Annotated in this window: 11 protein-coding genes; 9 read left to right on the top strand and 2 right to left on the bottom strand. The window is 64.0% G+C overall.

Features of this window, described 5'->3' with window-relative positions:
• Positions 1 to 43 precede the first annotated feature (43 nt).
• The 7 genes from ACB037_RS10470 to ACB037_RS10440 all read left to right on the top strand — a co-directional run bounded on the left by ACB037_RS10470 (position 44) and on the right by ACB037_RS10440 (position 9627).
• Positions 44 to 943 carry a LysR family transcriptional regulator ArgP gene (locus ACB037_RS10470; protein WP_010672764.1) on the top strand — a complete coding sequence of 300 codons (900 nt, stop codon included), beginning with the start codon at positions 44 to 46 and terminating at the stop codon, positions 941 to 943.
• Positions 944 to 1029: 86 nt separating this feature from the next.
• The gene (locus ACB037_RS10465) at positions 1030 to 3051 is read left to right on the top strand and encodes an exoribonuclease II (RefSeq protein ID WP_371175314.1); all 2022 of its coding nucleotides are present in this window, start codon (positions 1030 to 1032) and stop codon (positions 3049 to 3051) included.
• 642 nt (positions 3052 to 3693) lie between these two features.
• Positions 3694 to 5622, top strand: coding sequence for a PTS mannitol transporter subunit IICBA (locus tag ACB037_RS10460; protein ID WP_128313829.1), 1929 nt, complete (start codon positions 3694 to 3696; stop codon positions 5620 to 5622).
• A 37-nt stretch (positions 5623 to 5659) separates the two neighbouring features.
• Positions 5660 to 6805 carry a mannitol-1-phosphate 5-dehydrogenase gene (locus ACB037_RS10455; protein WP_052815685.1) on the top strand — a complete coding sequence of 382 codons (1146 nt, stop codon included), beginning with the start codon at positions 5660 to 5662 and terminating at the stop codon, positions 6803 to 6805.
• A 97-nt stretch (positions 6806 to 6902) separates the two neighbouring features.
• Positions 6903 to 7424, top strand: a complete 522-nt coding sequence (locus tag ACB037_RS10450; RefSeq protein WP_371175313.1) for an MltR family transcriptional regulator — start codon at positions 6903 to 6905, stop codon at positions 7422 to 7424.
• Positions 7425 to 7518: 94 nt separating this feature from the next.
• On the top strand, positions 7519 to 9309 hold the full coding sequence (locus ACB037_RS10445; protein WP_371175312.1) for a cation:proton antiporter: 1791 nt from the start codon (positions 7519 to 7521) through the stop codon (positions 9307 to 9309).
• A 69-nt stretch (positions 9310 to 9378) separates the two neighbouring features.
• Positions 9379 to 9627 (top strand): hypothetical protein, encoded by a 249-nt coding sequence (locus ACB037_RS10440; RefSeq protein WP_010672757.1) that lies wholly within the window; start codon positions 9379 to 9381, stop codon positions 9625 to 9627.
• Positions 9628 to 9663: 36 nt separating this feature from the next.
• Here ACB037_RS10440 and ACB037_RS10435 read toward each other — a convergent pair whose 3' ends face one another.
• Positions 9664 to 10182: a mechanosensitive ion channel domain-containing protein gene (locus ACB037_RS10435; protein ID WP_039039767.1), complete on the bottom strand. Its 519-nt coding sequence runs from the start codon at positions 10180 to 10182 to the stop codon at positions 9664 to 9666.
• Between the two features lie 9 nt (positions 10183 to 10191).
• Positions 10192 to 11157 carry a zinc transporter ZntB gene (zntB, locus tag ACB037_RS10430; protein WP_171865294.1) on the bottom strand — a complete coding sequence of 322 codons (966 nt, stop codon included), beginning with the start codon at positions 11155 to 11157 and terminating at the stop codon, positions 10192 to 10194.
• 131 nt (positions 11158 to 11288) lie between these two features.
• Between zntB and ACB037_RS10425 the strand changes: the two genes are divergently transcribed.
• Complete coding sequence (locus ACB037_RS10425; RefSeq protein WP_039039769.1) at positions 11289 to 11741, top strand: YaiI/YqxD family protein; 453 nt, start codon at positions 11289 to 11291, stop codon at positions 11739 to 11741.
• Between the two features lie 121 nt (positions 11742 to 11862).
• Positions 11863 to 12132 carry a PepSY domain-containing protein gene (locus ACB037_RS10420; protein WP_010672753.1) on the top strand — a complete coding sequence of 90 codons (270 nt, stop codon included), beginning with the start codon at positions 11863 to 11865 and terminating at the stop codon, positions 12130 to 12132.
• Positions 12133 to 12136: the final 4 nt, after the last annotated feature.

Below are 12136 nucleotides of genomic sequence, written 5' to 3'. Positions count from 1 at the left end.
AGTAGCATTCTTGCTGAACTCCCTTTTTTCATAAGGAATGCTGATGAAAACGCTGGACTACAAGCTGCTGCTGGCCCTGGACGCGGTGATCCGGGAGCAAAACTTCGAGCGTGCCGCCCAGCGCCTGCACATTACCCAGTCCGCCATCTCCCAGCGCATCAAGCAGCTGGAGCAGCAGTTTGCGGAGCCGCTCATCATCCGCAGCCAGCCGCTGCAGGCCACGGGGCTCGGCCAGAAGCTGCTGGCCCACTATCGCCAGGTGCGCCAGCTGGAGCTGGAGCTGGCCGGCGAGCTCTCCCCCGACGAGCCCAGGGCCCCCATCCGGGTCAGCATCGCCGTCAATGCCGACAGCCTGGCCACCTGGTTCCTGCCCGCCCTAGCGCCGCTGCTGGAGCAATACCCCATCGAGCTGAACCTGCTGGTGGATGACGAGAGCCGCACCCTGGACCGGGTGCGCGAGGGGCAGGCGTTCGGCGCCGTCAGCCTGCAACCCCAGCCGCTGGCGGGCTGCTGCGTCGACGAACTCGGCGAGATGCGCTATCTGCTCACCGCCAGCCCCGCCTTCGTCGCCCGCCACTTCCCCAACGGCCTCACGGCGGCGGCCCTGGCCAAGGCGCCGGCGGTGGCCTTCGATCAGCGCGACGACATGCACATCAGCTACATGGCCCGTCATTTCGCCCTCCCCCCCGGTGGCTACCCCTGCCACACGGTGCGATCCTCCGAGGCCTTCGTCGCCATGGCGGAGCAGGGGCTGGCCTGCTGCCTCATCCCGGAATTGCAGATCCGCCAGCAACTGGAAGAGGGGCGCCTGCTCGATCTCAACCCGGATCACCACCTGGTCGAGCAGCTCTACTGGCACCGCTGGGTGCTGGAGCGGGGGCTGCACAAGCAGATATCCCAGCGCCTGATCCAGCAGGGGCGACGGGCACTGCAACCCCGTTGAGGGGGCCATTCACCTTGGCTTTGGGGGGGTAAAAACGTATAGTGCTGGGCGATTAACCATCAGGTCTCCACTCAGGTTCCCCATTTATGTTCCAAGACAATCCGCTGCTGGCCCAGCTCAAGCAACAAATCCGCGAAAACATCCCCAAGAAAGAGGGTGTGATCCGCGCCTCCGATCGGGGCTTCGGCTTCCTGGAGGTCGATGAGAAGACCAGCTATTTCGTGCCGCCTCCCTACATGAAGAAGGTGATGCACGGTGACCGGGTGAGCGCCCTGATCCGCACTGAAAAAGAGAAAGAGGTGGCCGAGCCGGATGCCCTGCTGGAGCAGGCCGTTACCCGCTTCGTCGGCCGCGTGAAGATGTTCCGCGACCGCCTCAACGTGGTGCCCGACCACCCCCTCATCAAGGACGCCATCAAGGCCCGCGCCAAGAAGGGTCTGGACGAGAAGTCCTTCAAGGAAGGGGACTGGGTGGTTGCCACCCTCAAGCGCCATGCCCTGGTGGACGGCAACTTCTCCGCCGAGATCACCCAGCTCATCGCCACCCAGGAAGATCACAACGTGCCCTGGTGGGTGGTGCTGGCGCGCCACAGCCTGGCCCAGATTGAACCGGCGGACCTGCCGGAGTGGAAGGTGATCGAAGAGGAAGAGCTGCCCCGCCGGGATCTGACCCAGGTTCCCTTCTTCACCATCGACGGTGCCAAGACCAAGGACATGGACGATGCCCTGGCCATCACCAAGCTGGAGAACGGCTGGGAGCTGCTGGTGGCCATCGCCGACCCGACCGCCTATGTGGCCGAGGGGAGCGAGCTGGACAAGGAGGCCGCCCAGCGCGCCTTCACCGTCTACATGCCGGGACGCAACGTACCCATGATCCCGCGCACCCTCTCCGACGAGCTCTGCTCCCTGAAAGAGGGCAAGGAGCGCAACACCCTGTGCGCCCGTCTGCTCATCGCCGAGGATGGCCTGCTGCTGGAGGAGACCGAGTTCTTCGCCGCCCGCATCGTCTCCCATGCCCGTCTCAGCTATGACGACGTCTCCGACTGGGCCGAGCACGGCAAAGCGCTGGATATCGACGCCGGCGTCCTGGCCCAGCTGCCCCTGATGAAGGCGATGACGGAGGCTCGCATCAAGTGGCGCACCGAGCACGCCCTGGTGTTCCCGGACAGACCCGACTACGACTTCGAGCTGGGTGAAGACGGCGAAGTGCTGGCTATCCACGTGGAGCCCCGCCGCATCGCCAACCGCATGGTGGAAGAGTCGATGATCGCCGCCAACATCTGCGCCGGCCGCGTGCTGGGCAAAGAGGTCGGCTACGGCATCTTCAACGTCCACACCGGCTTTGACGAGGAGTCCCTGGACGGCGCCATCGAGCTGCTCAAGACCGCCGAGGCCCCGTTCGAGAAGGAAGAGATCGCCAGCCTCTCCGGCTTCTGCGCCCTGCGCCGCTGGATAGACAACCTGGACACCCGCTGGCTGGACGGCAAGATCCGCCGCTTCCAGAGCTATGCCCTGATGTCCGCCGAGCCGGGTGCCCACTACGGCCTGGGTCTGGATGCCTACGCCACCTGGACCTCCCCCATCCGCAAATACGGCGACATGGTCAACCATCGCCTGCTCAAGGCGGTTATCGCCGGCAAGACCCCGGGTGAGCGCCCCAGCCTGGAGCTGACCGAGCACCTGACCGCCTGCCGCCGCCTGCACCGCATGGTGGAGCGCGACATCGGCGACTGGCTCTATGTGCGCTACCTCAAGGCCGATGCGGGCACCGACAAGGTGTTCAACGCCGAGATCATCGACGTGATGCGCGCCGGCCTCAAGCTGCGCCTGCAGGAGAACGGCGCCGTGGTCTTCATGCCCGCCCGCCATATCCTGGACAACAAGGATCGGCTGGAGTGCAACTGGGACAACGGCCGCGTCTATCTGGACAAGACCGAGGTGGTCTACGAGCTCGGCCAGATCATCGAGGTGAAGCTGACCGAAGCGGTAGAAGAGACCCGCTCCCTCATCGCCAAGCCGGCGGTGGAGCTGGTACCTGGCCCGGCGCCGGTGGCCCCTGCCAGCGAGGCCGATGCCGCGCCTGCCGACGAGGCCCCCAAGGCGCAGTGATCCCCCTGCTTGTCTGCTCTGCAAAAGCCCGCATCCTGCGGGCTTTTTTATGGCTGCGCTCCGCGGGCAGACGGAATGGGAGACCCGCTCGCAGGCCCCAGCCTGCGTCGCGACCGGCAGGGAGGATCGAGACGGGAGCGGATCAGGATCCGCCACCCGGGCGTCACAAGAGGCCTTGTCGGAACCGATCCTCTCGGGGAAAAACTGAAAGTGGGTTACAAAATAAATGATTCATTGGTGATTAACGATGAACTACGGCATATCCATCGTCATTACTTGCGAATACGAGGCGACAAATCATGACTCATTTGAGTGCAAAATTTGATTTTGTGACGACAGTCACGTTGACACCGTATTTGCGCAAACCACAAAACGAGACATCAATCACAAAAAATTGACACCCAGAGGCGAGAAGATCGAAATGTAGCCGAAATACAGCGACTGACTGTGATCGTCATCACTATGCCGGGAGGGGGGAGGTCGGGGTATTTGAGATCCAGGTCACAAGACACCCCGTTTTCAGCCTAATTTGATCACAAGCTGGTAGATTGAAGTTGCTTAGACGACTGGGATGGGAGTTCGGCAAAACTCGTCATCCCGACTACCACTTTTAATCACACAGGCTTAAAACGGGGTCCCGACATGTTATCACCGGATACCAAAGTCAAGATACAGAATTTTGGACGCTTCCTGTCCAATATGGTCATGCCCAACATAGGCGCCTTCATCGCCTGGGGCTTCATCACCGCCCTCTTCATCCCCACTGGCTGGCTGCCCAATGAAACCTTGGCCAAGCTGGTCGGTCCCATGATCACCTACCTGCTGCCGCTGCTCATCGGCTATACCGGCGGCAAGCTGATCGGGGGTGACCGGGGTGCCGTGGTCGGTGCCATCACCACCATGGGCGTCATCGTGGGGACCGACATCCCCATGTTCATGGGCGCCATGATGGTCGGCCCGCTGGGTGGCTGGGCCATCAAGCGCTTCGACAAGGCGATGGAAGGTCGCGTCAAGAGCGGCTTCGAGATGCTGGTGAACAACTTCTCCGCCGGCATCATCGGCATGTTGCTCGCCATTCTCGCCTTCTTCGTCATCGGTCCCTTCGTCAAGGTGCTCTCCGGCGTGCTGGCGAGCGGTGTCGGCTTCCTGGTGGACAACCACATGCTGCCCCTCACCTCCATCTTCGTCGAGCCGGCCAAGATCCTGTTCCTGAACAACGCCATCAACCACGGCATCTTCTCGCCGCTCGGGATCCAGCAAGCCACCGAACAGGGCCGCTCCATCTTCTTCCTGATCGAAGCCAACCCGGGTCCGGGCATGGGCGTGCTGCTGGCCTACATGGTGTTCGGCCGTGGCGCCGCCAAGCAGTCCGCTGCCGGTGCGTCCATCATCCACTTCTTCGGCGGCATCCACGAAATCTACTTCCCGTACGTGCTGATGAACCCGCGCCTCATCCTGGCGGTGATCGCAGGCGGCATGACCGGGGTCTTCACCCTGACCCTGTTCAACGCCGGTCTGGTCTCCCCCGCCTCCCCGGGCTCCATCTTCGCCGTGCTGCTGATGACGCCGAAAGCCTCCCTCATCGGGGTGCTGCTCTCCATCGTCGCCTCCGCCACCGTCTCCTTCCTGGTCGCCGCCGTGTTCGTCCGTGCCCAGCAGCCGGAAGCCGACGAGGCCGATGCCCTGGGTGAAGCCACCCGCAAGATGAAAGCCATGAAGGGTGCCAAGCCCGAGACCACCGCCGCCAAGAAGCCGGAAACCGAGCTGACCGCAGTGCGCAACATCGTCGTCGCCTGCGATGCGGGCATGGGCTCCAGCGCCATGGGCGCCGGCATGCTGCGCAAGCGGGTGCAGGCCGCCGGTCTCGACATCAGCGTCACCAACCGTGCCATCAACAACCTGGACGATCAGGTGGATCTGGTCATCACCCACAAGGATCTCACCGACCGTGCCCGTCGCCATGCGCCGCATGCACAGCACATTTCGCTGACCAACTTCCTCGACAACGCCCTCTATCAGGAGCTGGTGCAGAACCTCAGCCTGGCCAACGCGGCCAACGATGACGTCGCCAACCCGCAACTGCTGGTGGCGGCCAACGACGACAGCTACGAGCCGCAGGAGCCGGAAGTCTTCACCCTGAGCCTGCAGGACGTGCACCTGGGCCTCAAGGCCGAGAACAAGGAAGCGGCCATCGTGACAGCCGGCAAGCTGCTGGCCGAGCGAGGCTATGTGGCACCGGACTACGTCGACGCCATGCTGGAGCGCGAACAGCTGGTCTCCACCTACCTCGGCGAATCCATCGCCGTGCCCCACGGCACCATCGCCGCCAAGGAGCACGTGAAGCGTACCGGCATCGTCATCTGCCAGTACCCGGCCGGAGTCGCCTTCGGCGAGGGTGCCGATGAAGTGGCGCGCCTGGTCATCGGCATTGCCGCCCGCAACGATGAACACATACAGGTCATAACCCGCCTGACCAATGCACTGGATGAGCCCGGTCTCGTCGACCGTCTGGCCAGCACCCAGGATCCCCAGGAGTTCCTGGATCTGCTGGGGGCCGAGCAGGCCGCGTAATCATCCGTCATCGTCTTTGGTTGTAGAGGTTAATATCATGAAAACATTGCATTTTGGTGCCGGCAACATCGGTCGGGGCTTCATCGGCAAACTGCTGGCTGACGCCAGCCATCAGGTCACCTTCGCCGACGTCAACGAGACCCTGATCGACCAGCTCAACCACCGCCAGGAGTACAAGGTGCACGTGGTGGGCACGGATCAGAAGCTGGACGTGGTGCGCAACGTTGCCGCCGTCAGCTCGGCCGGACACGAGGTGATCGCCCGTATCATCACCGCCGATCTGGTCACCACGGCGGTCGGCCCCAACATCCTGGACAAGATTGCCAGCACCCTGGCCAAGGGGCTGCAGGCCCGCTTCGATGCCGGCAACCTGACTCCCCTCAACGTCATCGCCTGCGAGAACATGGTGCGCGGCACCAGCCACCTCAAGGAGGAGGTACTCAAGTACCTGCCGGTCGCGTATCATGCCACCCTCGAGCAGTGCGTCGGCTTCGTCGACTCGGCGGTGGATCGCATCGTTCCGCCCGCCGCGGCGAACGACGATCCCCTGGAGGTGACGGTGGAGAGCTTCAGCGAGTGGATCGTCGATCGGACCCAGTTCAAGGGGGAGCTGCCCCAGGTGGCGGGCATGGAGCCCACCGACAACCTGATGGCCTTCGTCGAGCGCAAGCTGTTCACCCTCAACACCGGCCACATCGTCACCGCCTACCTCGGCAAGCTCAGGGGCTATCGCACCGTGCGCGAGGCGATCGAGGATCCACTGATCCGCAGCAAGGTACGCCGCGCCATGGAGGAGAGCGGGGCCGTGCTGGTGAAACGTTACGGCTTCGACCCACGCCTGCACGCCGCCTACATCGAGAAGATCCTCTCCCGCTTCGCCAACCCCTATCTGGTGGACGAGATTGACCGGGTCGGTCGCCAGCCGCTGCGCAAGCTGGCGGCGGGGGACAGGCTGGTGAAGCCGCTGCTCGGCACCCTGGAGTACGGCCTGCCGAGCGATCACCTGCAGGAGGGCATCGCCGCCGCACTGCATTACCGCAATGAGGACGATCCCCAGGCGGTGGAGCTGCAGGCCATGCTGGCGGAACTTGGTCCGGCACGGACCCTGGCCCGCGTCACCGGCCTGGATGAGCACAGCGATGTGGTACGCACCATCGTCGCCCGTTACAACAACTTGAAGTGACCTGATGGGGTGGCGTCACACCGCCCGTGACGGACCCCATACGATACAAACCGGGGGAGGGCCTGCTCTCCCCCTGTCAGCCGGACCCGAAGCACTTATGACCACACACCAGGAAGATGAAGTACTGGAGCGACTGAACGAGCAGGATGGCCCCCGCGGCTTCTTTCTCGAGGTCGTGACCATCCTGGAAGAGGCGGTCGACTCCCTGATGCGGCGAGCCTTTCGTCAGGAGGAGTATGCCGTCAAATACGCCATCGAACCCCTGCTCAACCAGAGCGGCCCCCTCGGCCAGCTGGAGGTGCGCCTCAAGCTCATCTTCGCCCTCGGCCTCATCTCCCTCGAGCGCTATCAGGATCTCGAGGCATACCTGAAGATCCGCGACTTTCTGGTACGCGACCCCAAGGATTACCGCTTCAGCGACAAGCCGGTCCGCGATCTGCTCGAGCGCCTGAATACCATCCAGCAGGGCAGCATGATGCCGCAGGATCCCCCGGCCAACGAGGAGGACTGGCCCCTCTACCAGATGCAGCTCAACCGGCTCGATCAGATGGTGCGCTCCGCCCTGGTGCTGGCGGTGACCGATTGCGTCACCGAACTCCACAAAGAGAGCCCCATCTGATCTGAGCGGCTCTCTCCTGCACGCCTGGCGGGTGTCATCTTGCCCCCCTTCCCCGCTACACTAGGTCCAACCCCATCACCTGTACGAGGTTGGCATGATTGCTCTCTCCCTCGCCGGAATAGCCCTCATCTCCCTGCTCGCCCAATGGCTTGCCTGGTCCGTGCGCGTTCCCGCCATTTTGTTCCTGCTGCTGAGCGGCCTCTTGCTCGGCCCGGTGACCGGTCTGCTCGATCCCGATCAGTTGCTGGGGGATCTGCTGTTTCCCCTGGTTTCCCTCTCGGTCGCCATCATCCTGTTTGAAGGAGCGCTGACCCTGCACCTGACCGAACTCAAGGGGATCGGCAAGGTGGTACGCAACCTCTGCTCCACCGGCATGGTGACCAGCTTTGCCGTCATCGGCGCCGCCAGCTACTTCCTGCTTGGGCTGGACTGGCGGGTCGCCATGGTGCTCGGCGCCGTGCTGGTGGTGACCGGCCCCACGGTGATCGCCCCCATGCTCAACGTGATCCGCCCGGTCCGGGAGGTGGACAAGATCCTGCGCTGGGAGGGGATCGTCATCGACCCCATCGGCGCCCTGTTCGCGGTACTGGTGTTCGAGGCGGTGCGCCTCGGCAGCCAGGGAGATCTGGTCGGTCATACCCTGCTGGCCCTGGCCAAGACGGTGGGAGTGGGGTCGCTCATCGGGGTCGGTGCCGGCTGGCTCACCACCCTGCTCATCCGCAAGGACTGGCTGCCGGTCAGCCTGCACAAGTTCGGGGTACTGGCGCTGGTGCTGGTGACCTTCACCCTGTCTGACTGGCTCAGTCACGAATCCGGCCTGCTGGCGGTGACCGTGTTCGGCATCTGGCTCGCCAACCAGGAGGGGCTGGATCTGGAGGAGGTGCTGGCCTTCAAGGAGGATCTCGCCGTCATTCTCATCTCCTCCCTCTTCATCCTGCTGGCGGCCCGCCTCGATCTGGCCCAGCTCTGGCAGCTCGGCCCCATGGTGCTGGCCCTGCTGTGCGTGGTGCAGTTCGTGGCCCGCCCGCTCTGCATCCTGGTCTCGACCCGGGGGTCGGACTTGCCCTGGCGCGCCCGCGCCCTGCTCGCCTGGATAGCCCCCCGGGGCATAGTGGCGGCGGCGGTCAGCGCCTCCTTCGCCATCAGCATGCACGAGGCCGGCATCGAGGATGCCGACAAGCTGGTGCCCCTGGTGTTTGCGGTCATCATCTTCACCGTGGTGCTGCAGAGCCTGACGGCCACGCCATTGGCCAGATTGCTCGACATGCGCCAGAGCACCCCCAATGTCTGGCTGCTCATCGGCGCCAACTCGGTGGCCCGGGCCATCGGCAAGGCGCTGGCGGATCAGGGGATCCCGGTGCAGCTCTCCGATCCTGCCTGGGAACACTGCAAGCTGGCCCGCATGAGCGGCCTGCCCTGCTACTTCGGCAACCCCCAGTCGGAGCACGCCGAGCGGCACCTGCCCCTCACCAGCATCAGCACAGTGCTGGCGCTCTCTCCCAGCCGCCACAACAACGCCCTCGGGGTGCTGCACTTCGCCCACCTCTACGGGGAGGAGAAGGTCCACTCCCTGCGTTCCAGCGAACAACACGGCAAGGCCAACCGGGAGAGCGCCACCTTCCGTGCCCGCCAGAACCTGTTCGGCGCCGACATCAACTTCGCCAGGCTGAGCGGCCTGCTGAGCCGGGGCGGGCAGATCAAGGCGACCCGCCTGAGCGACACCTTCGACTGGGACCAGTATCAGGAGGCCAATCCCGGCGCCATTCCTCTGTTCGTGCTGGATGCCAAGGCCAGACCCAGGGTGGTCACCGGCCCTGTCACGCCGCTGCCCGGGGAGCTGCTGATCGCCCTGCAGCCACCCCGGGAGGGGGCGACGGTGCCCTGATCCGATGACGGCGCCACCGGGAAGGAGAACTAGACTTGAGGGTGGCGCCATGAGTCATAGGAGGATGTCATGACAGTCAGTGAATTGCGCGCGCTTCACCAGCAGCACAGGTTCAAGGAGGCGGAGATCATGCACGACATCGTCTCCCCCGGCTGGATCGTGGAGTTCAGGGGGCAGGACGGCCACCTCTACGTGATGACGGACACCCTGGGGTGCCCCATGAGCTTCTCGTCCACCGAGGAGGCACGGGACCACATCCACCTGGTGGCCGACTGCCCCGTCCAGGTCGAGCACCTCTACCGCTTCTTCGAACGCTGAACAGCCATCGAAAAAGGCTCCCGAGGGAGCCTTTTCTCATTCCGGCTGCGTGGACTCAGCCTCCTTTCCCTCCAGCCGCCTCACCGGCTTTTGCAGAATAAGGTTGGCCGGATAGGTGACCAGATCGCCGTTGTCATCCCGCACCCGCACGTAGAAGAGGCCGATCTCGGTGATGATGCCGGTGACGGAGTCATCCTTGTCGAGGATGCGGATGCGATCGCCAATCTTGTAGGGGAAGGCGAAGAAGATGGTGATGCTGGCGGTGATGTTGGAGAGGATCGACCACTGGGCCACCATGGCGACCCCCAGTACCGCGAAGAAGGAGGAGGCAAGCACCACCAGCCGGGAGAAGTCGAGCCCCCAGACCCCGGCCAGGATCAGCAGGGTGGCGCAGCCCAGCAGGAAGTGGAATACGTGCTCCACGTAGAGTACCCGGTTCTCGCTCACCTGCCGGCTCTGGCCAAGGGCCATCAGGCTCTTGTGAATGAGGCCGCGCACCAGGGTGTGCCCCAGCAACAGCAGCAGGGTCACGCCAAAAGATTCCCATGTCGTCATGTTCACTCCTTACCACCAGCGCCTGTGCTTGAGCCAGACCGCCAGTCCGGTCGCCAGCACCAACAGGAAGCCACAGAACACCCAGAAGGCGGTCGGACTCTCGGCCCCGGGGATCCCCCCCAGGTTGATGCCGAACAGGCCGGTCAGGAAGCTGGCGGGCAGGAACAGCAGCGCCATCACCGACATCTGGTAGGCGCGGCGGTTGGTCGCCTCCGCCATCAGGTTGTTGATCTCGTCCGCCAGCACGGCGGTGCGCGCCACCCCGGCATCCAGATCGTCGAGCCAGCGCCGCAAGCGGTCGGCGATGTCGAGCAGGCGTCGCCTGTCATCTTCGTCCAGCCAGCTGATCTTCTCGTTGGCCAGGCGCGCCACCAGATCCCGCTGGGGGGAGAGGTAGCGACGGATCATGATGAGCTGCTTGCGGATGCGTGCAAGCCGACCGTTGGCGGGCAGGTCGCGCATCAGCACCATCTCTTCCAGATCCAGGATCTGGTCGTGCAGCTCCTCGACGAACTCCCCGGCCCGGTCGGTCAGGGCGTCGCATATCTCCACCAGCCAGTCGGCGGGAGTGTCGGCACCGCCCCCCAGCGACAGCTGCTCGAACACATCTTTCTCGGAGAGCAGCGGACGACGTCGGCTGCTGATGATGAGATCCGGCGTGATGAAGATCCGCAGGGCCACCATCTCTTCAGGCCTGTGATCCTTGTTGTGGTTGATGCCGCGCAGGATCAGCAGCACCGTCTCCCCCATCCGCACCAGCTTGGGACGATTGCTCTGGCCGAGCAGGGCCTCCCGGGCCGCCTCCCCCAGCAGCGGCGTCTGCAGCAGCCAGCGCGCCGACTCCGGGTTGCCGTAGTCCAGATGCAGCCAGCCGGGCTGGGCACCGGGGATCTCGCTACCTTCGGCCAGCGGGGTCATGCCCCCCTTGCCGTCCAGGGTCAGGCCATAAATCACGTCACCGGGCACCCGATCCATCTCGTCTCCTTCTCGTTTCATGTGCAGGCCCCAGCTTACACCAAAGGCGGGGACGACTCAGCCCCGGGGCAGCCGCCCCGCACCAGCCATGCTAAGATGCGCCACCCGTTCCAGACACAGGAAGCCATGCCATGCCCATCTGGGTTGATGCCGATGCCTGCCCCATCCCGGTCAAGGAAATCCTCTACCGCGCCGCCCACCGCGCCCAGGTGGTGACCACGCTAGTGGCCAACCAGGGGCTCAGAGTCCCCCCCTCCCCCTTCATCAAGACCCAGCAGGTGGAGAAGGGCTTCGATGTGGCAGATCATGTCATCGCCCAGCAGGTCAAGCCCGGCGACCTGGTGATCACCGGCGACATTCCCCTCGCCTCCTGGGTCATCGACGCCGGGGGCGAGGCGCTCAATCCCCGGGGCGAGATCTACACCCGGGAGACCATCCAGGCACGACTCGGGATGCGCAACTTCATGGAGGAGCTGCGCTCTGCCGGCGTCCAGACCGGTGGCCCTGCGCCCTTCAACGCCGCCGACAAGCAGCGCTTCGCCAATGCGCTGGACAAGTGGCTGGTCAGGGGCAAGCTGAGCTGATCACCCTCTCCCCGGTCCACCGCCGGGGAGAGCCATTCATTTCCCTTTTCCCTTAATTCTTCCTTAATGCTCCTTGATTAGCCTTGCGACTGTTGACCCAACCACCCGCAAGGAGCAAGCAATGAAACTGACCCCCCTGTTGTTACTGATCCCCCTGTTGAGCGGCGCAGCCCTGGCCGACCCCCAATGCACCCAGGCCGACAAGAGCAAGTGGATGAGCGAAGCCGACGCCCAGCAGCAGATCAAGGCGATGGGATACGACATCAAGAAGTTCAAGGCCACCAAGACCGGCTGCTACGAGATCTACGGCTGGGACAAGGAGAAGCGCAAGGTCGAGATCTACTTCGACCCGACCGACCTGAAAAAGGTGAAAGAAGAGATCGACGAGTAACGCC

Origin of the sequence: Aeromonas sp. S19(2024), assembly GCF_041402625.1 — a bacterium.
In the GTDB taxonomy this organism is placed as follows: Bacteria; Pseudomonadota; Gammaproteobacteria; order Enterobacterales; family Aeromonadaceae; genus Aeromonas; species Aeromonas caviae.
Note: the sequence above shows the minus strand (reverse complement) of the source record. Positions and strands in the feature narration are given on the sequence as shown.